A 26,796-nucleotide genomic window follows, 5' to 3' on the forward strand; every position below is an offset into this window, starting at 1 on the left:
AAAGATAGATACGCGGACGACACGGAATGGGCGGATGAACGCGGATTTTAATTTTTAATTGTAAGCGTCTCCACGCTTACGGTCATGGGGAGACGCAGACGCAAAATTTTGCGTCTCTACGAGGGTGACATATTAATAAATCTGTGTAATTCTGGATTATCTGTGGTAAGTGCAACACGGAGAATGCAAAGTTATTTATTCAGAGCGATTAAATCTTTCAACCTGTCAAGCAAATGATGAACCGGTTCTACCAAAGGAAGCACATCCTCTTCTGTAAAATCAAAAAAATCATTATAATCCCCTGTTATACGATTCTGTAACAAACGCGAATACAATCGTCCCTCTTCTTTGGTTAAAAGCCCCTGTGAAACATAATGCATCCCCAATTGTCCTACAACACCATTGTGTGTTTGCGACTTCAATCCTGCACTGAGCAACAAAGCCGAAGCCATATAAAAACAGGCATAATACAAGCGTTGCATTGCCAAATTCCAATGCTTCGATGCAATCATGTCTTCAGCTTCACGCAATGTTGCGTAAGCTTTTTCTTTACGATAAAACACAATCGCCTTAATATCCTCTTCACTCAAACTCATACCAATAAAATACCTTCGTCCTTCACATTATGGAAAAAAAGTGTAAAGTGATACTTCATCCAATCTTTTACCGTATAAAGTACGGGACTAATACATTCATTAAGTGACCAACCTAACTCCACCAAAGGGTAAGACACGTTGTCATAATCCTCGGCTTCAATTTTATTTTTGTCCAACAATATAAGGATATCCCAATCGGAATCGGGACGAGCATCACCACGTGCTTGGGAACCATATAAGTATGCATGCGAACCTTCCGGCAGCAATTTCCGCAAAGCATCCTTCAACTGATTCAGAACATCTGTTTTCATCTTCCACAATCTTTTATACAAAGAAAAACAAATTCCTGTAGAATTCCAAACAATCTCATTTGTTTTACAGCAGAGTTGTTACCCCAGATTACGCGGAGACGGAACGCGGATTTTAATTTCTAATTTTTAATTGAATGAACGTGAAACTTATCTTTCACCATATATCACTGATTATCAGTGCAGATTTTTCCTGTTGAAAGCGTGAACCCATTTTTCCCTTTTCTTATTTTTATCCGTGTGAATCCGCCCATTCAGCGTCGTCCGCGTATCCATCTTTCACCCACGTTATTCATTTCCAATTATTCACTTTTCATTCCCAAAGTGCCACTTGGCGACCGTAACTACCTACTTTAGCCGCGCGATATAGGTAGTTAGCCGACGTAACAAGCAATGCTGTCGGACGTAACAAGCAATGTCGCCGAGATTAACAAGCAATGCTGCCGGGTTGTGAAAGGAAAGCCGACGGGTATTACAAGCAATCTCCACGAGTATTACATGTAATTCCCACGAGTATTGCTTGCAACTTCCACGAGTATTACTTGCAATTTTCCTCAGGCACGGATTACACGGAAAACGCCTAACTGGGAAAAAATTATTCCCTAACTAGGAAAAAATGATTTCCTAACTGGGAAAAAATAATTCCCCAACTGGGGAAAAATCAGAAGGGATAACCTACGGCAAAATGGAAGGCAAAATCGCGGCCGAAATCGGGATGGATAATGGGATAACGCTCTGCCCCCTGGGCGGGATTGACCGCCTTCATACCTCCATCGAAACGCAACACGAAAAAGTCCAGATCGAGGCGCAACCCCAATCCGTATGCCACCGCAATCTGCTTATAGAACTTGTTAAAGCGGAATTGACCTCCGGGCTGGTCCTTATAATCGCGCAACGTCCAGATGTTTCCGGCATCGACAAACACCGCGCCCCGGAACTTCCAGAACAGGCGGGTGCGATATTCGATGCTGGCATCGAGCTTGATGTCGCCTGTCTGATTCAGGAAATTGCCGTCGCCGGGGAAAGAACCCGGTCCTAAATTGCGCACCGACCAGCCACGCACGCTGTTGGCACCTCCCGAGAAATAGCGCTTCTCCAGCGGAACTACGGTAGCATTTCCATAGGGCACCGCTATGCCGCCACCAATATGGAAGGCCAGCGAGTTGCGATTGTCGATCATGATATTCTTGGCAAAATCAATATCTCCCTTCACGTATTGGGCAAACGGGATGTTGAGCAGCGTATACTCGTCGTTCTCATTCTTTTTCATGCCTACCGTGCGTCCCAACAGGTATAACAGGTTGCCCGCCGACTCGATATTGAAACGTACCGAATACGAATCGCCTATCAAGGTATTGTTCATCAAGGCACGCCCCGCACTGTTGTAAACAAAACTATAGCCCGTACGGACTATCAACCGGTCTTCGTAATTGTACTTCAGGATATAGTTTTCATCTTTTTCCAGATATTGCTCTTCGAACTCCTGCGAAATCCAAGGCATGTACAGGTAATTGATGTCGAGCAGGTCGATGCGATGCTGCATGTTGCTCTGCTGCATTCCCCACTTGTAGCTCCAGCTGCCCGAAGCTACGATACGGGTAAACTCGGGACGGAACTGATAATTATACTGCAAGCCGAACTCCGTACTGGCCCTTATCTTCCTACGGAAATCGGACGACAGGAACGGGAAAAGGAAACGCGGAAAGTTGATGGTCGTTTCGGCACCCAGTTCGGTATAGTCTTCGTCACGATAACTGCCTTGCAGACCGGACACAGCTTCGTATGCCCCACGCAGCTTGACCATAAACAGTTCCGAGCCCTTAAACAGGTTGCGGTGCTGGAAAGAGACGGAAGCGGCTGCACCCAGGTCGCCCGCCGAATTGGTTCCTTCCAGCTCGAACGAAACAGACTGATGCTTGCTCTTGGTCAACATCACATAAGCGTTCAGCAAAGCACTGTCGTTCCGCTGGACCTCGAAGAAGCGGATATTCGTATATTTCAGTGCCTGCAAACGCCCGAAGTTGGCATAAGTGCGCTGAACGTCGTACTCATTGTACAGGCTGCCCGGAGTAAACTGCAAACTGTTGGTCAGCACCCGAGGCCGCAGATAGAGATTGTCTTTATAGTAAATGGGATAGCCTTTGTAGTGCACGGAGTCGTTTACCTCAATACTGCTCAAGGCCGAAGACTGAAGCACATTGTAGTCGGTCACAAAATTGACCTTATCGATGGTGTATTGCCGGTGCGTCTGTGCCTGTCCGTCGCCGCTTCCCCTGTATGGCGACAGATGCAGCGTCAGGTCGACCAGAAAAGTATTTCTGACAGTATCGGCCGTGTAGGTAAGGTAGTCTTTGTTGAACTTATAATAACCGTTCCGAAGCAGGTTGTCCGTAATGCGCTGCCGCTCCAGATCCAGCAAATTCACATCCAGAAGCATTCCCTCTTTCAGATACGTCTTTGCCGAATCCTGCCGCATATAGTTCCGGATTTTTTCATCAGGGATATCATAGTTCAGCGTACGCACCTTGTAAGCCTTGCCCGTCGTCACCCGATAGGTCAGCTTCACTTTCTTCCCTTTGTAGCTCGGCACCGCGGCAACGGTGGCGCCCATATAGCCCATGTTGCGCACTGCTTTTCCTATCTCGTCCCTTGTACGCTCGGTTTCATCCTCGCTGTAAATGACCGGGGCATCTCCCATTCGGTGCAATATGCGGTTGATCCAGCGCGTACTGTCGCGGCCGGACATGTTGTAAACATAAAGCTGGGTTTTCACCAGACTGAACCATTTGGCATTCGGATTCTGCCGGACATAAAGAGAGAGGCTGGAAGGCTTTACATCCTTGTTGTCCGTATGTATGCGCACCTCGTCCAGCAAATAGGAACCTTCCGGCACATACTTGGTGGAAGAGCACGAAGCCCCTAACAAAACAATGGCCGCATACAGTGCAAGGCGTAAGACTTTTTTCATTCCGGAGTCAATCAAGGTGGCGCATAAAAAAACGCCTACAAATATAGTATATTTTTTCATATCAGAGAAAAAACGCCGGAAGAGTTCACAGTTTTTGATTATCTGAAAAATATCCCGTATTTTTGTTTCACGAAAATAGGATACGTGGCTGTGTCAAAACCATATCAAATTAACCGAAACAGAAACAAAAATGGCAATAAGCAAGAATCGCATCAAATATATCCATTCGCTGGAGTTAAAGAAAAAGCGCAAAGAAGAAAACGTATTTCTGGCAGAAGGCCCCAAGCTGGTAGAAGACCTGTTAGGACACTTCGACTGCCGTTTCCTGATGGGCACCCGCGAATGGCTTGCCTCGCAAAAGAATCTGACGGACATTCAGGACATAACAGAGGTGACGGAAGAAGAGCTTGCACGCGCCAGCCTGCAAAAAACTCCGCAACAGGTATTGGCCGTATTCGAACAGCCGCAGTACATGACCGACCCTAAAATCGTAGAACATTCACTCTGCCTGGCACTCGACGACGTGCAAGACCCCGGAAACCTGGGAACCATTGTGCGCCTGGCCGACTGGTTTGGCATAGAAGACATTTTCTGTTCGCCCAACACGGCCGACATCTACAACCCCAAAGCCATTCAGGCCACGATGGGAGGAATCGCACGAGTCAGAGTGCACTATACCGATTTGCCTGAACTGATCCGCTCGCTGAACGGCGTACCCGTATACGGAACCTTCCTGGACGGGAAAAACATCTACGAACAACCGCTGTCCGAGCACGGGCTCATCATCATGGGAAACGAAGGGAAAGGAATAGGCCGCGATGTAGAACAACTGGTAAACCGCAAGCTGTATATCCCCAACTATCCGGTCAGCCGCGAAACATCCGAGTCGCTCAATGTGGCCATCGCTACCGCAGTGGTCTGTGCCGAGTTCCGGCGACAGGCTGCATGGCGTTGAAGTCGAAAGGATAATACAGATAGGATGCCAGTTCGCCGTCCGGCCCTTCGGGGAACAAAGCAATGACTCCCGGCAGCCATTCGACGTCTTCGACTTCTTCTTTCAGCGGAAAGATGCGAACGGCGTATCCCTGGTCTACCTCTACCACATATTGCTTCAGATAGCCATAGCCTGGTAGAAACAAATAATGCGAGGCAAATCTTTTCATTCTTCTCGCATTCTTGTTTTTAAAGGAACCACATTCTGCTTCTTTAAGGTAGCTTTTTGCAACCGCTGTCCGGACTTCAGGGTAGAAGTATTGTTGCTAACCGGCACATTGTTGACGCCCGGACGAGGACGTGCACGTTCTTCCGAGCGTTCTTCCTGCTGCGAGGGCGTTTCCTGCAGCTTCTGCACATCGTCCTTCGCTTTGGGCAAAGAGTCTTTCCGCAAGGAATCGGCACGCAACGAATCGGCCTGCAAGGTATCGGCTGCAATTGCCGGCAAGGAGTCTTTCGCATGGTAGCGCATCAGCGAAATCCGGTCAAGAAGCAAGTCGCCGGCTTCCTCCTGTTTCGGATAGTACACAAAGCCACGGATCTCCTTGATATCGCCTAACGTGTCGGCATACAGGGTCAGCGTATTCGTACCTTCCTTCAGCACATGCAGCATGGTGCTGATAACCGTATCTTTGGCGTAGGCTACCTGCATTCCCATCACAGGTGCCGTAAGCGCATCCGCCGCTTTACCCAGCATCTGGAAACGGACGCTCCACCGCAAGGTGTCACGGCTATGGAAATTGGAGTCGGAAGGTATGGTAAAGGCAACTTTATTGTCCAAAGGCATGCCCGTCAGCTGATAAATGCGCTGTCCGAACCACACGTCAATGCTGTCTCCCGGACGGGAGGACTTAGGACGGTTTTCCCTTAAGGCAATCAGGTGGTTGATGCCGTCGCGCCGGGCTTTCAGCCGTTGGTTGACTTTCTCGTATACCTTGGTCAAGGCATCGGGGTTGCGGGCAAACCACACCATGGATGAATCGAACTGCGCCTGAGTGATGCCATACTTCTTGAAGACGGATTCTACATAGAGCACCTTTTTGTACGAGTCATTGTAGGGGATATCCTCGCCCATTGCCTTGGCAATGTGGTAATCATAAAGCACATTCTCCATCGTCGCATCTGGCAGCACTGTGTCAGGTCTTTTCACCTGACAAGCACTCAGACATAAAACCGACAGAGCAATACTATACCATCGAATCCGCATCTTTCCTTTCATGATTTTTTTGTCACAGCATGATAGGCATCATTCAAATATTTGCTATAGAACAGCAGCAGGGCTATAATACCACAACTGATGGCCGCATCAGCAAAATTGAAGATAGGGCTAAAGAATATAAAATGTTCCCCTCCGACAAATGGCATCCACTGCGGCCAGTCGGTCTCGATGATAGGGAAATAGAACATATCTACTACCTTACCATAGAACAACGGCGCATATCCGCCTTCTTCCGGCATAAAGGATGCAATCTGCGCATGGGTGCTTTCGTTGAAGATGACTCCGTAAAATACGCTGTCTATAATATTCCCCAAAGCTCCGGTCAGAATCAGTGAAATGCAGACAATGAAACCGGTCTTCATCCCATGCTTCACAAACTTGTACAGGAACCATCCTATGAATGCCACTGCAACTATACGGAAGCTGGTCAGGAACAATTTTCCGAAAATTTCCATGCCGAAAGCCATGCCATTATTCTCGGTAAAATAGATATAGAACCAGTCGGTCACCCGGATACTCTCATGCCAGAACATGTGAGTCTTAATCCAGATTTTGATAATCTGGTCAATGATCAATACCGAAAATATAACGGACAAGGCTATCCGGCCTTTCGTGAGAATTTTACTCATTTACTTCTTTCCGTTGTTTTTAGCTTCTATACTCAAAGTTGCATGAGGCACAGCACGCAAGCGTTCAGCAGGAATCAGCTTACCGGTCTCGCGGCAGATGCCGTACGTCTTATTCTCGATGCGTACCAATGCAGCCTGCAATCCTTGAATAAACTTCAACTGACGCTGTGCCAGACGCGTTGTTTCTTCCTTTGACAATGTATTGGCACCTTCCTCCAACACCTTGTAAGTAGGCGATGTATCGTCTGTATCGTTTCCATCGGCACCTGTCAGACTTGCTTTCAGCAAATCATAATCGCGTTGTGCCAATTCCAGCTTTTCCATTATAATGGCGCGGAATTCTTCCAATTCAGCATCCGAGTATCTTGTCTTTTCTGCCATAGCTTTAGAATTTTATTTAGGGTTCTTAATATGGTTCTCTTTTAAGCCTTAGCCACTTCCTTTTCAACGTTTATGAACAAAGAGAAATCATCGAAATTCAACTCTGTACCGTTTTCTACCTCATCCACAAGCGTAAGTGAGGTTCCCAAGACTTGGTTACAAATATAGTCTTTATATTCGGTTACCGCATCATCTGTCTGCTGATTTTTTGATAAGCAGATCCGAATTTTATCAGTTATTTCAAATCCGCTCGACTTGCGCAGATTCTGGATACGGTTCACCAGTTCACGGGCTACACCTTCACGACGCAACTCTTCAGTCACAGTGACCTCCAGAGCAACGGTCAGCTTGCCTTCGTTAGCCACCAGCCAGCCGGGAATATCTTCGCTGAAGATTTCAACGTCGCTCGTCTCGATGGTCGCATCGCCACTGTCCAGATGGAAGGTATACGAACCGGCCTTCTCCAGTTCGGCAATGGCTTCCTGCGACATTTCTGCCACTTGTGCTGCCACCGCTTTCATCTGCTTGCCAAATTTCGGTCCCAGCTTCTTGAAGTCGCATTTCACCTTCTTGACAAGCACACCGGCTGCGCCGTCCACGAAACGGATTTCCTTAACATTCACTTCGTTCATGATGAGCGACTTCACTGCTTCCACATGGGCACGCTGTTCCTCGTCAACTACAGGAATCATGATGCACTGTAGCGGCTGGCGAACCTTGATGTTCACCTTACGGCGCAATGCCAATACCATCGAAGTGACGTCCTGAGCCATCTGCATACGGGCTTCCAGCTCCTTGTCGATCATGCCTTCCTGACATACCGGGAACTTGGCCAAGTGCACGGAAACCACGTTGTCGCGTCCGGTTACGGCAATCAGGTCCATGTACAACATATCGGCATAGAAAGGAGCAATAGGAGCCATCAGCTTGGCTACGGTCTCCAGACAGGTATACAATGTCTGATAAGCAGACAGTTTGTCTTGTGTGAATTCTCCGCCCCAGAAACGTTTGCGGTTCAGACGGACATACCAGTTAGACAGGTTGTCGTTGACAAAGTCGGAAATCAGACGTCCGGCTCTTGTCGGTTCGTAGTCGTTATAGCAGGCGTCTACGTTCTTCACCAGCGTATTCAGTACGGAAAGAATCCAGCGGTCTATTTCCGGACGTTCTGCCATCGGCACGTCGGCTTCCTTGTACTCAAATCCGTCCACGTTGGCGTAAAGGGCGAAGAACGAATAGGTGTTGTAGAGTGTGCCGAAGAACTTACGGCGTACTTCCTCTACTCCGTCCACATCGAACTTCAGGTTGTCCCACGGCGAAGAGTTGGTAATCATGTACCAGCGCAAGGGGTCGGAACCATATTTCTCGATCGTAGCGAAAGGATCGACTGCATTGCCCAAACGCTTCGACATCTTGTTACCGTTCTTGTCGAGCACCAGTCCGTTGGAAATAACCGTCTTGTAAGATACGCTGTCGAAGACCATGGTAGCAATGGCGTGCAGTGTAAAGAACCAGCCACGTGTCTGGTCCACACCTTCGGCGATGAAGTCGGCCGGATATACCTGATGCGAATCAAGCAGTTCTTTATTCTCGAACGGATAATGAATCTGCGCATAAGGCATGGAACCGGAATCGAACCATACGTCTATCAGGTCCGACTCACGCTTCATGGGCTGACCGTCTTTCGAAACAAGGATAATATCGTCGACATACGGACGGTGCAAATCTATCTTATCGTAATTTTCTTTGGTATATACACCGGGAACAAAGCCTTTCTCCTTGTAAGGATTGCTTTGCATCAGACCGGCAGCCACCGATTTTTCTACCTCGGCATAAAGTTCTTCTACCGACTCGATACACTTCTCTTCCGTGCCGTCTTCGGTACGCCAGATAGGAAGCGGAGTACCCCAGTAGCGCGAACGGCTCAGGTTCCAGTCGTTCAGATTCTCCAGCCACTTGCCGAAACGTCCGGTACCGGTGCTTTCCGGTTTCCAGTTGATGGTCTTGTTCAGCTCCATCATGCGTTCCTTGCAAGCCGTACTGCGGATGAACCAGCTGTCCAACGGATAGTAGAGCACCGGTTTGTCTGTACGCCAGCAGTGGGGATAGTTGTGTACATGTTTCTCGATCTTGAATGCCTGGTTGGCGGCTTTCATCATCATGCAGATGTAGAAGTCGAGCGACTCGGCTGCCTGTGCGGCCTTTTCGTCGTACTTGCCGTCTACGGTGAATTGCGGATCATAGGCATTCTTCACCCAACGGCCCTGGTATTCCTTGTAAGCCTCAACATCCACACACTCGGCTACAAACTTCTCGTCCAGTTCGTCCAGCAGATAGAACTTACCGGTCAGGTCGACCATCGGACGGGTCTCGCCGCGCTTGTTGATCATGAACAGGGACGGGATGCCGGCTGCACGTGCCACGTTGGCATCGTCGGCACCAAAAGTCGGGGCGATGTGTACGATACCCGTACCGTCTTCCGTCGTCACATAGTCACCGGGAATCACACGGAAAGCTTTGGCCGATGCTTCCTGCCAGTTGCCGTCCTTATCCAGTTCGGTCGGCTTCACCCAAGGAATCAGCTGTTCGTACTCCATGCCGACCAGGTCGGTACCTTTGTACTCGCCGACTACCTTGAACGGAATCAGTTTATCGCCGGGCTTATAATCCTCTAATGCAATGTCTTCCGCCTTTTTATTGAAGTGTGTATAGAGCAATGCCTTGGCCAAAACAACCGTCATCTTTTCGCCGGTATAACCATTGTAAGTCTGTACGGCTACATAGTCGATTTTCGGGCCTACACAGAGTGCTGTGTTGCTGGGCAAAGTCCATGGAGTAGTAGTCCATGCTATGAAGTAAGGGGTTCCCCACTCTGCCATCTCCGGTTTCGGGTTCTTCATTCTGAACTGTCCGACTACCGTCAGATCCTTCACGTCGCGATAGCATCCCGGCTGGTTCAGCTCGTGCGAGCTCAGTCCTGTACCGGCAGCAGGCGAATACGGCTGAATGGTATATCCCTTGTAAAGAAGTCCTTTCTTGTACAACTGCTTCAGAAGCCACCACAGTGTCTCGATGTAGCGGTTGTCGTAGGTGATATACGGATCTTTCATGTCTACCCAATATCCCATCTTGTGTGTCAGGTCCTCCCATTCTTTCGTGAACTTCATCACGTCCTTGCGGCAGGCAGCGTTATAGTCGGCCACGGAGATGGTTTTTCCGATGTCTTCCTTCGTAATGCCCAGTGCTTTCTCCACACCCAGTTCCACAGGGAGTCCGTGAGTATCCCATCCGGCCTTACGCTTTACCTGGAAGCCTTTCATCGTCTTGTAACGGCAGAAAATATCTTTAATGGAACGTGCTATTACGTGGTGAATACCCGGCATACCGTTGGCCGAGGGAGGTCCTTCGAAAAATACGAAGGAAGGACATCCTTCACGTTCTGTCATACTCTTGGTGAAAACCTGGTTTTCGTCCCATTTCTTCAATACTTCTTTGTTCACTTCCGAAAGGTCGAACTTCGAATATTCGGCAAACTTCTTACTCATATCTTAAATGTCTCCTAAATACACTTTTATTTTTAAGGGCGCAAATTTATAAAAAAGTTGGATAAATCAGTGCTTTTAAGATTGTTTATTTATTCAGGCCAACAGTTTCCGGTACTCGCCCGGCGTATATCCGACGTTTTTCTTGAAGATGCGGTTGAAGTGCTGCGAATACTGGAAACCCAGCTCGTAGGCTATCTGGCTGACTGTTTTTTCCGTACTTGCAATCATCTCCTTGGCCTGGTCTATCAGTTTGGTCTGTATATATTCCTGAGGAGTCTTGCCCGTCTCTTTTTTCACCAGATCGCCGAAGTAATTGGGCGACAGAAATACTTTTTCGGCAAAATACCGGACCGAAGGCAGTCCCTCCGTCTGAGGTTTGTCGCTGGCAAAATACTCGTCGAGCAAGTCCTCGAAGCGCATCAGTACATCCTTATTCACGACAGCACGGGTTGTGAACTGGCGTTCGTAGAAACGCATGCAATAATCCAACAGCAGCTCGATGTTCTTCGAAATCAGCCGTTTGCTATGCCTGTCAATAGGATGATTCAGCTCCATCTGTATCTTCTTCAGACAGTCCAGAAAAACACTCCGTTCTTCTTCCGACAGATGAAGGGCTTCGTTCGAACTGTAGGCGAAGAAAGAATAATGTTTGATTTCCTGTCCCAACGATGTTCCTTTTATCAGGTCGGGATGGAACAACAGGCCACAGGCATTCAGGGGTGTTCCCTGCTCCAACGTTGTTTCGACAATCTGTCCCGGCGCAAAGCTGGTCACCGTGCCTTCCTGATAGTCGTAAGTCTGCCTGCCATAGCGGATATCTCCACAACGGGTCTGTTTCAGAAACAGGGCATACACGCCGTAGTTCAGGACAAAATGTTCGGGATGACGCGTAGCCTGCGACAGGTCGACCACACTGACAAGCGGATGCAGTGTTTCCAGTCCGAACAAATCGTTGTATTGCTCTACATTCTCCAGTTTAATTACATCTTTCATAACCGATACGTTTTTACTTTCCCACAAATGTAGGCAATTTAGCCGTAAAGAGAGAACGGATCGGAACAGAATCTGTAAAATGAATACAACGAACCGTAATACATCCACATTCCATCCATCGGTATACAAGTACTTTTGCCGAACAATTAGTAACTCAACTTTCGCAAGATCGAGTTGACAAGGTGTTTCAGGCGGTGCCCTATCAAGCAGGGCATCCCGGCCTTGTAGACCTGTTGCCTGATCTCTTTCAAAGGCTATGTGATAACAGATCCTTCACTGCGTTCAGGATGACAAAGCAAAGTGATAGTAACTATAAAGAGACATAGGAAACAGACTTTTTAAAGTGAACCCAATTAGTAAATAAAAATACCGATATGAATATCAGCGACTTCTTGTCTTACGTAAAGACCCGTCAGGCCCTCAACACACCTGACATTTTCAAATTCATGAACGAAATGAGCGACGAAGCCCGCCGCATCACTTTCCAGTTGAACACCGCTTACCACACTCCGGAAGAAGTACGCCGGTTGCTTTCCGAACTGTTCAGCTACACGGTGCCTGCCTCCTTGCGGGTATTTCCTCCCTTCTACACCGACTTCGGCAAAAACATCACCGTGGGCGAAAATGTGTTCATCAACGCCTGCTGCCACTTTCAGGACCATGGCGGAGTAACTTTGGGCGACGGATGCCAGATAGGTCACAACGTCGTATTTGCCACGCTGAACCACGGCCTGTCGCCGGAAGAAAGACCCATCACTTATCCGGCTCCCATCGTACTCGGAAAGAATGTCTGGGTAGGTTCCAACGCCACTATCCTCCAAGGAGTGACCATCGGCGAAAATGCCGTTGTAGCTGCCGGCGCTGTAGTGACGCGCGACGTACCGGCCAACACCATCGTAGGTGGCGTGCCGGCCAAATTCATCCGGAAAATATAATCCACTTGACTGATACGTTTGCCTTCACACATCGGAAATTCAAAACATGCGTTAAAAAAGCAACCCACTTTCTTAAATCCTGTTATAAATCAACGAAATAAGAAGCAAAAGTTTGGAGTTTCCGCCAAAAGGGCTACCTTTGCAACGTGTTTTTCATAGTATTAGATTTAAGGTTAACAAGAAAGATTGGCTGTCTGGGATAGATAGCCTTTTTTTTTGCACTTAACTCTGGGACTGTTTTTTCATCCGCACTTCATACAGATCGCTCCGACGGTCTTTCAGGTTACGTACACTTCCGTACGTATGCAACTCGTTCAACAAATCCAAATCAACATCCGACACCAGAATCATCTCCGTATTCGGAGTGGCCTCCGCACGCTTGCCGTCGGTGGGGAAAGCAAAGTCGCACGGCGTAAATACACCCGACTGGGCATACTGGATGTCCATGTTGTGCACACGGGGCAGATTGCCTACGCTACCGGCTATCACCACAAAGCACTCGTTCTCAATGGCACGGGCATGGGCACAGACCTTAACGCGGTTGAAGGCATTCTGCGTATCGGTCAGGAAAGGTACGAACAGAATCTGCATGCCCTGGTCGGCCATGATGCGCGACAGTTCGGGGAACTCCACGTCGTAACAGATCAGGACACCGATCTTGGCACAGTCGGTCTCGAAAGTCTTCAGGGTCTTACCTCCGCTCAAGCCCCAGCTCTTGATTTCGTCGGGCGTGACGTGAATCTTTTCGTACATCTCGTACGTGCCGTCGCGGCGGCAGAGGAAACCGATGTTGTACAAGCGTCCGTCTTCCTTGATGAGCGGCATGCTGCCCGTGATGATGTTGATGTTGTAGCTGATGGCCAGCTTGATGAAGCGTTCGCGTATCTCGTCGGTATAGGCGGCCAGACCGCGGATGGCTTCCGACTCGCCCTCGTCGTTGAACTTCGCCATCAGCGGGGCGTTGAAGTATTCGGGGAACAGCACGAAGTCGCTCTTGTAGTCGGACACGGCATCGACGAAGAACTCTACCTGCTCGAACAGGTCGTCCAGCGTCTTGTAAGCACGCATCTGCCATTGCACCAGTCCTACGCGGACAGTGGTCTTGGGATTGATATACTCGTGCGTAGGCGGCTGATAGTAGATGTTATCCCACTGCAGGAGGCAGGCATAGTGCTTCGATTCCTCGTCGTTGGGCAGATAGTTTCGCATCACCTTGCGCACGTGGAAGTCGTTCGACAACTGGAAGGTGAGCACCGGGTCGTAGATTTCTTTCTGGCGCACCTTGTCGATGTACTCCTTGGGGCGCATCTGGTCGGCATACTTGTGGTAGTTGGGAATGCGGCCTCCGAACATGATGGCTTTCAGGTTCAGCTTCTCACAGAGATCCTTGCGGTATTCGTACATACGGCGTGCCAGACGCAGTCCGCGATATTGCGGATGGATAAATACTTCGATGCCATACAGGATATTACCCTTGGGATTGTGCGTATTGAAAGTCTCTTTGCCCGTCACCTGAGCATAGGTGTGATCGTTCTTCACGTCGTCGTAATTGACGATGATAGAGAGGGCGCACCCCACGATTTTCTCGTCCACCACCGTCACAATCTGCCCTTCGGGGAAGATGCGGATCAGTTTCTCGATCTGCTTGTGTGTCCAGAAGACGTCACTTCCGTCCGAATATACACGTGTGAATGATTGGGCCAATTGGTCGTAATCCTCGATTTGCAGATTGCGTATCTGCACTTTGTTGATTTTGATAGAATCCATAGTTGTTTTCTTGTTTTAATCGAAGACGGACAATCTTGCTTGCCGTCATTGCGGCGCAAAGGTAGTGCTTATTTTCATACGTTGAACCTTGCCTGTTTCCAAAACTTCACGTCTTTCCTGTAGAAACTCATCCTTCCATCTGCTTCGAGGCACAGTCGGGACAAAGGCCTTTCACCACGTAGTTGACTGATTGCATCACAAACCCTTCGGGCAGAGCGATGGAAGGAATGTGCAGGGTCTTGAAGCAATAGGTCCGGCGGCAGGCCTCGCAATGGAAGTGGATGTGCATATCATCCACGGAACAGGCCGTCTCGCCGTCGCACAGTTCGTACTTCAGGGCACCGCTGCCGTCGTCGATGGTATGCACCACCCGATGCTCCAGAAACAGCCCCAACACCCTGAAGATGCTCGACTTGTCCATCCTCTCCAATACCTCTTCCAGTTCGGGCAGCGAGACCGGTCGCGCGGCCGCAAGCAGAGCGCGCAACACCAGGATGCGGTTGGCCGTCGGCTTCACTCCCTTCTTCTCCAATATGCGTATCTCCGATTTTTCTTCCATTGCTCATCCGGTTGGTTATGTAGGGGCAAAGGTACTGATTGCGTAGCAAACAGGCAAAACAAAAACGCGGATGGACGCCGTTTTTCGCAGATTTCACGTTTCTTCTGCGTACATCCGTGTGTCCATCCACGTTTCTGATTATTCTGTGGAAGTTCTGTGGTTCCGTACGGTGTGTGCCCCGCCCTTCGTCATCCTAACGGGTCTTCGCCGCCCGGCTCGGTGCCGCCGCCACTGCTGCCGCCCGGCTCGGTGGTGGTGCCGCCGGTGATGCCCTTCGCCTTCTTGTAGTCGGCCAGCGAGGCGTAGTTGACGTCGTTTTCCAGCACACCGCCGTTCTCGAACTGCAGGCTGTTGATGACCGACTCGCGAAAATCCTTGCTGGGCGTGAAGAGGATGCGCGGGTTCTTTATCATGCTCGATGCCTGATAGTCGGTGATGCTTTCCACGCCCTCGCTCTGGAAGGTGATGCGCAGCGTGCCTAAGTCGCCCAGGCGCACCGTGTGGCCCTGCAGCAATTGCTGGCGGGCATAGTTGCCCAGCAGTTCCAGGGCGGCTTCCATTTCCTTGGGAGCCACGGTGGTGTTCTCGGTGGCGGCGCGCGTCATGGCTTTCACGTCCTGTGCCGTCTCGCTCAGAGGGGAGGCATACCATTTCTTCGGAGCATTCTCATTTTGAGGATTACCCCGTTTCACTAATTTGTACTTGTACATAGTATTTACCATTTAAAAAGTTATACATAATGCCCCCTTCCCGGCAAGCGTCCGGAAAGAGGGCTTTTTTTACTATTGATTATCAGTTGTTTACCGAATCGCGGGAGTAACCCTTGGAGACTCCCGCGAGTCTTGCCCCGACACTCTAGGGAGTCATGGCCGGAGACTCTAGGGAGTCTTACCTCATGACTCTAGGGAGTCTTGACGGGTGACTTCGGGGAGTGATTTCAATGTAATATAGATTTACCATTCTACGGTGTCGCCGTCCTCGAAGTCGTTATGTCCGGCTTCGACAGGACTCGGTTTAACAATGGTTGTGACATTGCTGTTTTCATCTGAATACATGTCTAACATCCTGTCCCAAAACTCCTTCTTGGTGTCCCACAATGTCAGGGTCAGTTGCTGATTATCTTGCTGGTTCCCGCACTTCAATTCCCCCAAATATGCGTTATGGGTTATATCGAGAGCCGTCATCTTGTTGCCATGACACCACAAAATTTCAAGCTCTTTCAAAGTACTGACATTCAACGAGACAAGTTGATTATCGCTGCACTGCAACCACGTCAGACTGGTCAGCCCGGTTACATCAAGGGCAGTCAGTTGATTACCGTTGCACTCCAATTGCGTCAGATTGGTCAGCTTGGTTACATCAAGGGCAGTCAGTTGATTATCGTTGCACACCAAAACCTTCAGACTGGTCAGCTTGGTTACATCAAGGGTAGTCAATTGATTATCCATGCAATCCAAAGTCTCCAGATCGGTGAAGTACTCAATGCCGGCAAGGCTGGTAATGTTTTTATTTCGCAAAAACAAGAAAGTTCCCCCATTCATTATTATTTGCATTCGGTTATACTCATCCAGGGATACGGTGCCATCGGGGTTCGCCCTCCAGCCGATATTTGGGTTGAAATCTTCCACGGCATTGGCAAACGCCGCATTGAGGGCCTCGGTGAAATTGTTGGCATCCAGTGCGCCCAGGTAGGTAATCTTTCCGGCGGTGAAGGTCACCTCTTTTTGGGTGGTCTTGACGTATGTCTTGCCGCCTTCACCCATATAGTTCAGGGTAATGCCGCCCGTCAGCGTGCCGGGAGCCACGACGAAGTAGTACTCCTCGCCTTTCGTGAAGGTTCCCGTCAGCGTTACCGACCGGGAAGCGCTTCCCGTGGCGGTCAGCGTACCATCGGCGATGGTGTAGGTCAGCCCGCCTGACAGTGCGTCGCTTTCCTGGTTGGCGGTCAGGGTAACTTCCGTCACACCCTCTGCGTCCACGGTGAACTTGGCCAGGGCGCAGAGGTTCCGGAACGTCAGATTTTTGCTGCCGTCAGTCGCCTGTGCCCACGAGGGGTTCAGCCCATTGGCAAAGCCGCCTGCCGTGGCTGTCTGCGTGGCGGGCAGGGTGAAGGTGATGGCAGTGTTGTCGAGGGTCAGCGTCCCGTCGTCGGTGTAGGGATAGAAGGCGGTGTAGGTATCGGTCACTTTGGCCTCGCCTTCCAGGGTGGCGGTGCTGCCGCTGACTTCGGTTGCTTCAAACTTGCAGATGGTTTCCGTTCCGTCGTAGATGGCTACCAGGTCGCCCTGCGTCCAGTTTACGGCATGGCCGTCCTCGCCCAGCGAGGTACGTGTCTGCGGCATTCCGGCGGTGAAGGTCATGTGTACCTTCCCCGTGCTGCCGCTTTCGTTGTTCTCAATGATTTCTTCGTTGCCGCAGGCTGCCAACAGCAGGGCCAGTGCGGCGATGGTCATGTTCTTTGTTCTCATTGCTTATCATTATTATTTAAGAATTTACCAAATGTCGTCGTCATCTCTGTCTCCGAAGCCGTCGTGCCCCGCGTCGGGGAAACTGGCCAAGAAGCCTGCCTCAACCTCCACTTCGATCACTTCGCACCGTGGAGACTCGTAAGCCCCCAAGCCGGTGTATTCTTCATTCTTGTTCTCTTGCATATCGTTAATATTTATTTAGATGATTCGGGGAAAGCGACAGGACAGGAACGCAAAAAAACCTGCAAACCCACGCAGAGGAGAGAAGACGCTCCCTTCGTCGGCTTGCAGGCTCCTGCCCGTCATTATCGCGCGTGTATCGCGTGCGATAATTATATTGTAATAAGGTATAGATGAATCTGTGTGTGTGTGTGTGTGTGTGTGTGTGTGTGTTTATACAAAAATCACACATATCCAAATTTTCAGCATAGTTTTGTGCACGTTTATTCGCAAAAAAAGCAGACATAAAGCCTATGCCGCAAAGGGTGGCTTTGTGCCTGTTCTCTCTTGTCGTATCTGCTGTATAAACGCTTGTTTGCACTGTCAAATTCTCGTTTGGTTAAGACGGGTCAAAATTAGACCAATCCTACCAAAGCGGCGGGACAATGCTTGAAAACTTACGGGACAATTTAAGGAAAAATACCTCGCAGAAGGGACAATAAGCCGAATTTCGTTCCATTGTCCTCCCCTTCTGCCCTGGCAGAGGGTATCCGCAGGTGCGGCTCTTATTCTTTTCCCTTCCGGTATGCGTCGAGGTTGCGGCTATAGGTTTTCACCGAAGCAAAGCCGCTGTGAAGAGCCACCTCTTCGCGGGTTGCTGCCGGATTCTTCTTTTTATACTCCAAGGCAGCCTCGACCCGCAGCCGGTTCAGTTCCTTGTAGAACGAGCCGAAACGTTCGTTCATCACAAGCGACACATACTTCCTGTTGCTCTTCACCGCCGCTGCCAGGTCATCTAACTTCAAATTCGGGTTCAGGTAAAGCTGCTGCTCCGTCAACACAGCACGTATCTTCACCTCCAGACCGTCCTTCACCTCGGCCGACAGGCTCCACGAAGAACGGACGTCATCCTCCAACGCCTTCTGTTCGACCAGCAATGTCTCCACCTTCTGCTCTACAAAAGCCTCTGCCTCGCCTACCGCCTGCCGGCATTCATGCCGTTGCGGATGCAGAATCTGCAGCAGGATGACCACATGCATCACGGCAATACTCAACTGTAGATACATGTTATAGGTATGGCTCCCGGTAAAGAAAAGCACCCAGGCGGCTACAATATAAATAAGAGGAAAGAAAACTACCAATCGGGCAAAACGCATGGGAAAGTCGTCTTCGTTCGAATACTCCTCGTACTGATGCTTGCGTATCTGGAGGCAAAGCCACCACGTAGTACGCACCATTCCGACCGTCAGCAGCAGCGCATAAGCACCCACACACGGCAGAACTACATCGGCACGACGCCACAGCACGTCGCCTCCCATCCAGGCGAATACCCAAAGCACCGCAATAAGCAGCAAAGGCAGCACCCCCGCCACCGCCAAGTACAGCCAGCGGCGACGCACACCGGCAAAGAAATAGCGGCGGAACGACAGGATACCGGCCACCGGCAAAAACAGGACAAGAAACACACGCACAAACAGCCACGCATCCGCACTGTCCATCCGGCACAGCCATACCCCCGGCAGGGCAAAACAGGCAAAAATAAACGTCATGAGCCTGCGTGCCGGATAGAAATAGGATTCTTGCTTGTCGAAAGGACGACACATATGAAAACAGCGCACAAAAGCGCAAAACAACGACGAGCACACAAGCACCAGCCCGGCTGCCGCATAATATAGTTCGGGAGTTTGCAACACCATAACAGTTCCATCTTTACTAAAAACAGAGACAAAAGTATGAAAAAAAGCAATCGGATATTTCATTTTTTTCCTTATCTTTGCCGCTGAGAGACAAAGGGGTGCCCCGACGGGCTGAGATCATACCCTCGAACCTGATACAGTTAGCACTGTCGTAGGAATTGGATATCATCGCATACTTACCAAAGCATCTGCCCGCACCTTTTTGAGTTTTTAAGTTTATAAGTTTATAAGTTTTTAAGTTTTTGAGTTTCTGAAGGCGTAAAGTCCGAAGTAAAACAATTAGCTTATGAACCTGCAAATTCATAAACTCAAAAACTTCCCCACAAAACTCAAAAACTTAAGAACTTAAAAACTTAAAAACTCAAAAACTTAAAAACTCAAAAACTTAAAAACTCAAAAACTTAAAAACTCAAAAACTTAAAACCTCAAAAACTTAAAACCATATGAAAATAACCGTTAACAATCAGGAAATCGACACCCGCGCCACGACTCTCCGTCAGCTGGCTGAAGAACTGTCGCTGCCCGACCGTGGTGTAGCCGTGGCCGTAAGCAACCGCATGGTGCCACGCACCGAATGGGAAAATTATCAGCTGACCGAAGGAGCCTCGGTCGTCATCATCAAGGCCGCTTGCGGCGGATAATGGAAGAATTTTGAGTTTTTGAGTTTATAAGTTATTAAGTTAAAGTTACTGCTTTACTTTAACTCAAAACCCAAAAACAAACAACTTAAAAACCAAAGAACTCATAAACTCAAAAACTTAAAAACTCATAAACTTAAAAACTCATAAACTCAAAATCCTATGGCAGAAAAAGAACAACGAATGATGAACGCTCGTTTGCAGTTCATCACACACTATACCGATCAATACAGCTACCTCGACTCGGTACGCCTGGCCCTCGAAGGCGGATGCCGCTGGATACAGCTACGCATGAAGGATGCCACAGCCGACGAGATAATACGTACAGGATTAGAGGCCGCCGACCTGTGCCACAGTTATGGCGCCACTTTCCTCATCGACGACCATGTAGAACTGGTCGGACGCATCCATGCCGACGGCGTCCATTTGGGCAAGAACGACATGCCCATAGCAGAGGCACGGCACCTGCTGGGCGATGACTGCATCATAGGCGGCACAGCCAACACCATCGACGATGTAAGGGCACACTACCGCTCGGGAGCTGACTACATTGGGTGCGGTCCCTTCCGCTACACCACTACCAAGAAGAACCTCAGCCCCATACTGGGACTGGAAGGCTACGCCGGCATCGTCCGCCACATGCAGCAGGAAGGCATCAGTCTGCCCATAGTAGCTATTGGGGGTATCACCAATGCAGACATTCCCGCCTTAATGGAAACTGGCATCAGCGGTATTGCCCTGTCGGGTAGTATTCTGCGAGCCAATAATCCGGTGGAGGAAATGCAGTCGGTGTGTCGAGAATTAAAAATGAATAATTAAAAATTAAAAACGAGGTTCATGCATTCTGTGTAATCCGTGCCTGACAAATACATGAACCGTTAGCCGAAGGAGGACCTATATACCTCCTAAAAAATAAATTCGCAATTCAATAAATAAAAATACTCGATATGGAAAAACTAGTCATCGCGGGACGTGAGTTCGACTCCCGCCTCTTCCTGGGAACAGGAAAATTCAACTCGAACGAAGTAATGGAACAAGCCATCCTGGCATCGGGCACCGAAATGGTTACCGTAGCCATGAAGCGCATCGAACTGGAAAACAAAGACGACGACATGTTGCGGCACATTGTACATCCGCACATACAGCTGTTGCCCAACACCTCGGGCGTACGCAATGCCGAAGAAGCCGTATTCGCCGCCCAAATGGCACGCGAAGCCTTTGGTACCAACTGGCTGAAGTTGGAAATCCATCCAGACCCTCGTTACCTGCTCCCCGACTCTACCGAGACACTGAAAGCAACCGAAGAGCTGGTGAAGCTGGGATTCGTCGTACTGCCTTACTGCCAGGCCGACCCTACCCTGTGTAAGCGCCTTGAAGAAGCTGGTGCTGCAACAGTGATGCCACTGGCAGCCCCCATCGGAACCAACAAAGGACTGCAAACACGCGACTTCCTGCGCATCATCATCGAACAGAGCAACGTGCCCGTCGTAGTAGACGCCGGTATCGGTGCTCCCAGTCATGCTGCCGAAGCCATGGAAATGGGTGCAGCTGCTTGCCTGGTGAACACAGCCATCGCCGTAGCCGGCAATCCTGTAGAAATGGCTATCGCTTTCAAAGAAGCCGTCATAGCCGGACGCCGTGCCTACGAAGCCGGACTGGGCACACAAGCAGCCGACCTGGTTGCATCGGCCTCCTCACCACTGACAGCCTTCTTAAACAATTAATAATTAATAATGAAAAATTAAGAACGAGAAAGAGGCAACTCTCCCACTATTATTTTTTAACTTTTAATTTTTAATTCCATAAATGAAAGAACAAGATAAAAGAGCGTACGCTCATGCAGAGAAAGCCTACATGCAGGGCACTCTTTATCCTTATATAAAGGTAGGAATGCAGAAAGTCAACCTCACCCCCACCGTGACAATTGTCGACGGCGAGAAAGTGATGACACCCAATGCCCCCGTCTATGTCTACGACACCAGTGGTCCCTTCAGCGATCCAGATATTGAGATTGACCTGAAAAAAGGATTGCCCCGTATGCGCGAAAGCTGGATAACCGGCCGGGGCGACGTAGAGCAGCTGCCCTCCATCACCTCCGAATACGGAAAGATGCGCCGCGACGACAAGAGCCTCGACCACCTGCGCTTCGAGCACATCGCCCTGCCCTACCGCGCCAAAGCAGGTAAAAACATTACCCAGATGGCCTATGCCAAAGCAGGTATCATCACCCCCGAAATGGAGTATGTGGCCATCCGCGAGAACATGAACTGCCGTGAATTGGGTATCGACACCTACATCACCCCCGAATTTGTCCGCGACGAAATAGCAGCCGGACGCGCCGTACTGCCTGCCAACATCAACCACCCGGAAAGCGAACCGATGATTATCGGACGTAATTTCTTAGTGAAAATCAATACCAACATCGGTAATTCAGCTACGACATCGAGCATCGACGAAGAAGTAGATAAGGCCGTATGGAGCTGTCGCTGGGGAGGTGATACCCTGATGGATCTCTCTACCGGAGCCAACATCCACGAAACACGCGAATGGATTATACGCAACTGCCCTGTACCCGTAGGTACTGTACCTATCTATCAGGCTTTGGAGAAAGTAAACGGACGAGTGGAAGACCTGACGTGGGAAATCTATCGCGACACCCTCATCGAACAATGCGAACAGGGAGTAGACTACTTCACCATCCATGCCGGCATACGCCGCCAAAACGTGCACCTGGCGGACAAACGTCTGTGCGGTATCGTTTCGCGTGGGGGAAGCATCATGAGCAAATGGTGCCTTATCCACGATCGTGAAAGCTTCCTTTACGAGCACTTCGACGACATCTGCGACATTCTGGCTCAGTACGACGTTGCCATCTCACTGGGTGATGGTCTGCGTCCAGGCTGTATAGCCGACGCCAACGATGAAGCGCAGTTTGCCGAACTCGATACCATGGGCGAGCTTGTGCTCCGCGCCTGGGACAAGAACGTTCAGGCATTCATCGAAGGCCCGGGACACGTTCCTTTGCACAAAATACGTGAGAACATGGAACGACAGATTGACCATTGCCACAATGCCCCCTTCTATACTCTTGGACCGCTTGTCACCGACATTGCTCCTGGTTACGACCACATCACTTCGGCCATCGGTGCGGCCCAGATAGGCTGGTTGGGTACGGCCATGCTGTGCTACGTCACTCCGAAAGAACACCTTGGATTGCCTAATAGAGAAGATGTACGTACCGGTGTCATCACCTATAAAATCGCCGCTCATGCAGCCGACTTAGCCAAGGGACATCCTGGTGCACAAATCCGTGACAATGCCTTGAGTAAAGCCCGCTACGAATTCCGCTGGCGCGACCAGTTCCACCTGAGTCTCGACCCCGACCGTGCATTGGAATACTTCAACGAAGGACGCCATACCGACGGCGAGTATTGCACGATGTGCGGTCCCAACTTCTGTGCCATGAAGCTGAGTCGGGATCTTAAAGAAATTAATAATTAAACACCAATCACAACTTTTAATTTTTAACTTTTAATTATTCACTGAACCAAATGTTTTCAGAAGAACTTGAAAAAATAGATTGGGAGGAAACCACCAAAGCCATCTACTCGAAAACCGAAAACGATGTGCTTCGCGCCCTCGGCAAAGAGCACTGCGATGTAGATGACTTCATGGCACTTGTGTCACCCGCCGCCAGCAAATACCTGGAACCCATGGCACAACTGAGCAAGAAGTATACCGAAGAACGTTTCGGCAAGACCATATCCATGTTCATACCTCTTTACATCACCAACTCGTGTACGAACTCGTGCGTCTATTGCGGATTCCATATCAGTAACCCGATGGCACGCACCATTCTGACTGAAGAAGAGATTGTGAACGAATACAAAGCTATCAAAAAGCTGGCACCCTTCGAGAACCTGCTGCTGGTAACGGGCGAAAACCCTGCCAAAGCCGGCGTGCCCTACATAGCCCGTGCACTCGACCTGGCCAAGCCTTACTTCTCAAACCTGAAAATCGAGGTAATGCCTCTTAAAACGGAAGAATATGCCGAGCTGAAAGAACATGGGCTGAACGGAGTCATCTGCTTTCAGGAGACATACAACAAAGCTCACTACAACATCTATCATCCGCGTGGCATGAAATCGAAGTTTGAGTGGCGTGTTAACGGCTTCGACCGCATGGGACAGGCTGGCGTTCACTCTATCGGTATGGGAGTGCTGATTGGTCTGGAAAAAGAATGGCGCACGGATATCACTATGATGGCGTACCATCTGCGTTACCTGCAAAAACATTACTGGAAGACGAAATACAGCGTCAACTTCCCGCGTATGCGCCCGGCCGAAAACGAAGGCTTCCAACCCAACGTCATTATGAGCGACCGTGAACTGGCACAAGTAACCTTTGCTATGCGCATTTTCGACCACGACGTAGACATTTCGTACTCGACCCGCGAACCGGCTTACATCCGTGATCACATGGCTGCACTCGGAGTGACTACCATGAGTGCTGAAAGCAAGACCGAACCCGGAGGATATTATACCTATCCACAAGCATTGGAACAATTCCACATCAGCGACGACCGTACGGCAGTAGAAGTAAATGCTGCCCTGAAACACATCGGACGCGAACCGGTATGGAAAGACTGGGATGCAAGTTTTGACTTGTTCAGTTCCAAATAATCTATTTTCTGTAATACAAGGAATGGTACACTTGTGATACTACCAATCACAAAGATGTCCCATTCCTTTACCATAGATAAAAAACTCAAAAAATAACAGCCATGACCTCACGGTATACCAGACAAACCGCTTTGCCTGAAATAGGTGAAACCGGACAGGAACGCCTTTCGCGCGCACGTGTCCTTATTATAGGTGTAGGCGGACTTGGCGCTCCTATCGCCCTCTACCTGACAGCAGCCGGTATAGGAACAATCGGCCTGATTGATGATGATGTTGTCAGCTTAAGTAACCTGCAACGCCAAGTGTTATACAGCGAAGCTGAAGTAGGACAACCCAAAGTAATTTGTGCTGCCCGACGCTTGCATGAACTGAATAGCCAAACATCCATACACACCTATCAGACAAGGCTAACCCGCCTGAATGCCGAAAAGCTGATCGCAGAATACGACATCGTAATAGACGGATGCGACAATTTTACCACCCGCTACCTGATAAGCGATGTCAGCTCCCGACTGGGAAAGCCTTATGTCTATGGTGCTATTCAGGGATTCGAAGGCCAGATTTCCGTATTCAATTACGGCAAACAACCACGTACCTACCGTGATCTCTACCCAGACGAAGCCAACATGCTTCAGTTGACACCAGATTCATCAGTAATAGGTATTACCCCTGCCGTAGTAGGAAGTATGGAAGCCAATGAAGTTCTGAAAATTGTCTGCGGATACGGAGATGTATTATCAGAAAAGTTGTGGACCATCGATCTGAGAACCCTCCAGACTTACCAATTAGCATTCTGATTACATACCGATATGCGCCCCTACAAACCAACTAACTACCCAACACCGTATTGAGCTTTACAAACAAGTTGACTATGAAACTGATTGTTATCACCCGTCCCGACTTCTTCCCTGGCGAAGCGGAAGCTATCACCACCTTGTTCTACTATGGTCTGGAAATCCTTCATTTGCGAAAGCCAGAATCTGACATTACAGAAATTGAAAGTCTACTAGACAAGATACCCGAAGAATATCATTCGCGCATTGTTGTTCACGAACATTTTCAATTAGTCAACCGATATCATCTGAAAGGTATCCATTTGAACAGGCGTAATCCACATGTTCCCCAAGACTATAAAGGACATATCAGTTGCTCCTGTCACTCGTTAGAAGAGGTCAAGCAACACAAGCCATCCTGCAATTACGTATTCCTTAGCCCCATCTTCGACAGTATATCCAAAGCCGGCTATTCGGCGGCTTTCACAGCCAACCAGTTGCAAGAAGCCCACCGACAAGGCATCATCGATTCCCGTGTCATGGCATTAGGAGGGCTCGATAGCGAACGAATGAACGACATAAAACAATTCGGCTTCGGAGGTGCCGTTTTGTTGGGCGATATCTGGAATCATTTAGGCAATGACTTCATACCTCATTTTCTTCGTCTACGGCAAGCCGCTTTCACACCAATCATCCTGTCCATTGCAGGCTCTGACTGCTCGGGTGGTGCAGGCATTCAGGCCGACACAAAAACCATTTCAGCCTTAGGAGGATATGCCGCTACCGTCATAACAGCCATCACTGCCCAAAATACCCAAGGCGTACAAGCCGTCTATCCACAAACAGATGAGACAGTACGACGTCAGATAGAATCTGTGATGGACGACCTCCCCCCTCATGCCGTTAAAATAGGTATGGTACACGATGCAAATATTGTTACAGCCATTACTGATTGCCTGCAAATATACCGCCCTCTACATGTTGTCTACGATCCGGTCATGATCTCTACCAGTGGGCGCCGGTTGATGACTGAAAAAACCATACAAGCTATCTGCGAAAAGCTGTTTCCCCTATGTACGCTCATCACTCCCAATCTGCACGAAACAGCACTGCTGACCGGTAACACAATAAACAGTATAAACGACATGGAAGAAGCCGCACAAACTCTTGCCCATCGTTATGGAATTTCAGTACTCGTAAAAGGCGGGCACCTGGAAGGAAACGAAATGTGTGATGTCCTGTTCCATCGGGAAAACATATATCGCTATAGTGTAGCCAAAATTGAAAGCCATAATCTGCATGGAACCGGTTGCACGCTTTCGTCAGCCATCGCCACACAATTGGCCTACGGAAATTCCATGGAAGAGGCTGTCAGACAAGCCAAACAATATGTTTATCAGGCCATCAATCGAGGGAAAAACATGCAAATTGGTCAAGGGAACGGTCCGCTATGGCACTTTTTTTAGAATAACACCTACTTATTCTT

At 49.3% G+C, this 26,796-nt stretch carries 24 protein-coding genes, 1 pseudogene and 1 riboswitch; of the genes and pseudogenes, 10 read left to right on the forward strand and 15 right to left on the reverse strand.

Annotation, left to right across the window (positions count from 1 at the left end; genetic code table 11):
* Window positions 1-191 precede the first annotated feature (191 nt).
* The 3 genes from Q3C19_RS10425 to Q3C19_RS10435 all read right to left on the reverse strand — a co-directional run bounded on the left by Q3C19_RS10425 (window position 192) and on the right by Q3C19_RS10435 (window position 3,872).
* On the reverse strand, window positions 192-596 hold the full coding sequence (locus Q3C19_RS10425; RefSeq protein WP_022161686.1) for a HEPN domain-containing protein: 405 nt from the start codon (window positions 594-596) through the stop codon (window positions 192-194).
* A complete protein-coding gene (locus tag Q3C19_RS10430) occupies window positions 593-907 on the reverse strand; it encodes a nucleotidyltransferase domain-containing protein (protein WP_022161685.1) in 315 nt (104 codons plus the stop codon). The genes Q3C19_RS10425 and Q3C19_RS10430 overlap by 4 nt, the downstream gene beginning before the upstream one ends.
* Window positions 908-1,565: 658 nt before the next feature.
* Entirely contained in the window at window positions 1,566-3,872 is a 2,307-nt protein-coding gene (locus Q3C19_RS10435; protein WP_302729142.1) for a BamA/TamA family outer membrane protein, read from the reverse strand.
* A 190-nt stretch (window positions 3,873-4,062) separates the two neighbouring features.
* On the opposite strand from Q3C19_RS10435, the gene Q3C19_RS10440 reads away from it, so the two are divergent.
* Complete coding sequence (locus tag Q3C19_RS10440) at window positions 4,063-4,827, forward strand: RNA methyltransferase (RefSeq protein ID WP_022161682.1); 765 nt, start codon at window positions 4,063-4,065, stop codon at window positions 4,825-4,827.
* On the opposite strand, the gene Q3C19_RS10445 is transcribed toward Q3C19_RS10440, so the two are convergent.
* The 6 genes from Q3C19_RS10445 to Q3C19_RS10470 all read right to left on the reverse strand — a co-directional run bounded on the left by Q3C19_RS10445 (window position 4,778) and on the right by Q3C19_RS10470 (window position 11,632).
* Entirely contained in the window at window positions 4,778-5,035 is a 258-nt protein-coding gene (locus Q3C19_RS10445; RefSeq protein ID WP_022161681.1) for a hypothetical protein, read from the reverse strand. The two genes, Q3C19_RS10440 and Q3C19_RS10445, sit on opposite strands and share 50 nt — an antisense overlap.
* Window positions 5,032-6,084: a DUF4296 domain-containing protein gene (locus tag Q3C19_RS10450; protein WP_302729145.1), complete on the reverse strand. Its 1,053-nt coding sequence runs from the start codon at window positions 6,082-6,084 to the stop codon at window positions 5,032-5,034. The genes Q3C19_RS10445 and Q3C19_RS10450 overlap by 4 nt, the downstream gene beginning before the upstream one ends.
* Window positions 6,081-6,713 (reverse strand): lipoprotein signal peptidase, encoded by a 633-nt coding sequence (locus Q3C19_RS10455; protein ID WP_022161679.1) that lies wholly within the window; start codon window positions 6,711-6,713, stop codon window positions 6,081-6,083. The genes Q3C19_RS10450 and Q3C19_RS10455 overlap by 4 nt, the downstream gene beginning before the upstream one ends.
* On the reverse strand, window positions 6,714-7,094 hold the full coding sequence (locus Q3C19_RS10460; protein ID WP_022161678.1) for a TraR/DksA C4-type zinc finger protein: 381 nt from the start codon (window positions 7,092-7,094) through the stop codon (window positions 6,714-6,716).
* 41 nt (window positions 7,095-7,135) lie between these two features.
* Complete coding sequence (gene ileS / locus Q3C19_RS10465) at window positions 7,136-10,639, reverse strand: isoleucine--tRNA ligase (RefSeq protein WP_302729148.1); 3,504 nt, start codon at window positions 10,637-10,639, stop codon at window positions 7,136-7,138.
* 93 nt (window positions 10,640-10,732) lie between these two features.
* Window positions 10,733-11,632 (reverse strand): AraC family transcriptional regulator, encoded by a 900-nt coding sequence (locus Q3C19_RS10470; protein WP_022161676.1) that lies wholly within the window; start codon window positions 11,630-11,632, stop codon window positions 10,733-10,735.
* A 374-nt stretch (window positions 11,633-12,006) separates the two neighbouring features.
* Here Q3C19_RS10470 and Q3C19_RS10475 point away from each other — a divergent pair, with 374 nt between their 5' ends.
* Complete coding sequence (locus tag Q3C19_RS10475; protein WP_302729150.1) at window positions 12,007-12,567, forward strand: DapH/DapD/GlmU-related protein; 561 nt, start codon at window positions 12,007-12,009, stop codon at window positions 12,565-12,567.
* A gap of 222 nt (window positions 12,568-12,789) precedes the next feature.
* On the opposite strand, the gene Q3C19_RS10480 is transcribed toward Q3C19_RS10475, so the two are convergent.
* The 6 genes from Q3C19_RS10480 to Q3C19_RS10505 all read right to left on the reverse strand — a co-directional run bounded on the left by Q3C19_RS10480 (window position 12,790) and on the right by Q3C19_RS10505 (window position 19,217).
* Complete coding sequence (locus tag Q3C19_RS10480) at window positions 12,790-14,334, reverse strand: carbon-nitrogen hydrolase family protein (RefSeq protein ID WP_302729152.1); 1,545 nt, start codon at window positions 14,332-14,334, stop codon at window positions 12,790-12,792.
* A gap of 127 nt (window positions 14,335-14,461) precedes the next feature.
* Entirely contained in the window at window positions 14,462-14,893 is a 432-nt protein-coding gene (locus Q3C19_RS10485) for a Fur family transcriptional regulator (protein WP_302729154.1), read from the reverse strand.
* Window positions 14,894-15,081: 188 nt separating this feature from the next.
* Window positions 15,082-15,603 (reverse strand): hypothetical protein, encoded by a 522-nt coding sequence (locus Q3C19_RS10490; protein WP_302729201.1) that lies wholly within the window; start codon window positions 15,601-15,603, stop codon window positions 15,082-15,084.
* Window positions 15,604-15,846: 243 nt separating this feature from the next.
* Window positions 15,847-17,361, reverse strand: coding sequence for a leucine-rich repeat domain-containing protein (locus Q3C19_RS10495; protein ID WP_302729156.1), 1,515 nt, complete (start codon window positions 17,359-17,361; stop codon window positions 15,847-15,849).
* A 24-nt stretch (window positions 17,362-17,385) separates the two neighbouring features.
* Complete coding sequence (locus Q3C19_RS10500; protein ID WP_302729158.1) at window positions 17,386-17,544, reverse strand: hypothetical protein; 159 nt, start codon at window positions 17,542-17,544, stop codon at window positions 17,386-17,388.
* 542 nt (window positions 17,545-18,086) lie between these two features.
* The gene (locus Q3C19_RS10505) at window positions 18,087-19,217 is read right to left on the reverse strand and encodes a hypothetical protein (RefSeq protein ID WP_302729160.1); all 1,131 of its coding nucleotides are present in this window, start codon (window positions 19,215-19,217) and stop codon (window positions 18,087-18,089) included.
* 84 nt (window positions 19,218-19,301) lie between these two features.
* Window positions 19,302-19,392, forward strand: a riboswitch (TPP riboswitch).
* A gap of 268 nt (window positions 19,393-19,660) precedes the next feature.
* On the opposite strand from Q3C19_RS10505, the gene thiS reads away from it, so the two are divergent.
* The 8 genes and pseudogenes from thiS (at window position 19,661) to thiD (ending at window position 26,776) form a co-directional block, all read left to right on the forward strand.
* Window positions 19,661-19,858, forward strand: a complete 198-nt coding sequence (gene thiS, locus Q3C19_RS10510) for a sulfur carrier protein ThiS (RefSeq protein ID WP_277121251.1) — start codon at window positions 19,661-19,663, stop codon at window positions 19,856-19,858.
* A gap of 159 nt (window positions 19,859-20,017) precedes the next feature.
* The gene (locus Q3C19_RS10515) at window positions 20,018-20,674 is read left to right on the forward strand and encodes a thiamine phosphate synthase (protein WP_022163311.1); all 657 of its coding nucleotides are present in this window, start codon (window positions 20,018-20,020) and stop codon (window positions 20,672-20,674) included.
* A 128-nt stretch (window positions 20,675-20,802) separates the two neighbouring features.
* The gene (locus Q3C19_RS10520) at window positions 20,803-21,579 is read left to right on the forward strand and encodes a thiazole synthase (RefSeq protein WP_302729164.1); all 777 of its coding nucleotides are present in this window, start codon (window positions 20,803-20,805) and stop codon (window positions 21,577-21,579) included.
* 82 nt (window positions 21,580-21,661) lie between these two features.
* Window positions 21,662-23,356 (forward strand): phosphomethylpyrimidine synthase ThiC, encoded by a 1,695-nt coding sequence (gene thiC, locus Q3C19_RS10525; RefSeq protein ID WP_022163313.1) that lies wholly within the window; start codon window positions 21,662-21,664, stop codon window positions 23,354-23,356.
* Between the two features lie 50 nt (window positions 23,357-23,406).
* The gene (thiH, locus tag Q3C19_RS10530; protein ID WP_071149513.1) at window positions 23,407-24,537 is read left to right on the forward strand and encodes a 2-iminoacetate synthase ThiH; all 1,131 of its coding nucleotides are present in this window, start codon (window positions 23,407-23,409) and stop codon (window positions 24,535-24,537) included.
* A 101-nt stretch (window positions 24,538-24,638) separates the two neighbouring features.
* A complete protein-coding gene (locus Q3C19_RS10535) occupies window positions 24,639-25,334 on the forward strand; it encodes a HesA/MoeB/ThiF family protein (RefSeq protein ID WP_302729167.1) in 696 nt (231 codons plus the stop codon).
* Between the two features lie 74 nt (window positions 25,335-25,408).
* Window positions 25,409-25,990 (forward strand): annotated as a pseudogene (locus Q3C19_RS10540) (thiamine phosphate synthase); the annotation flags it as partial.
* Window positions 25,991-25,999: 9 nt separating this feature from the next.
* Entirely contained in the window at window positions 26,000-26,776 is a 777-nt protein-coding gene (gene thiD, locus Q3C19_RS10545) for a bifunctional hydroxymethylpyrimidine kinase/phosphomethylpyrimidine kinase (protein ID WP_235817127.1), read from the forward strand.
* The last annotated feature ends 20 nt before the right edge of the window (window positions 26,777-26,796 follow it).

Source organism: Bacteroides sp. ET489 (assembly GCF_030518095.1).
In the GTDB taxonomy this organism is placed as follows: Bacteria; Bacteroidota; Bacteroidia; order Bacteroidales; family Bacteroidaceae; genus Bacteroides; species Bacteroides ndongoniae.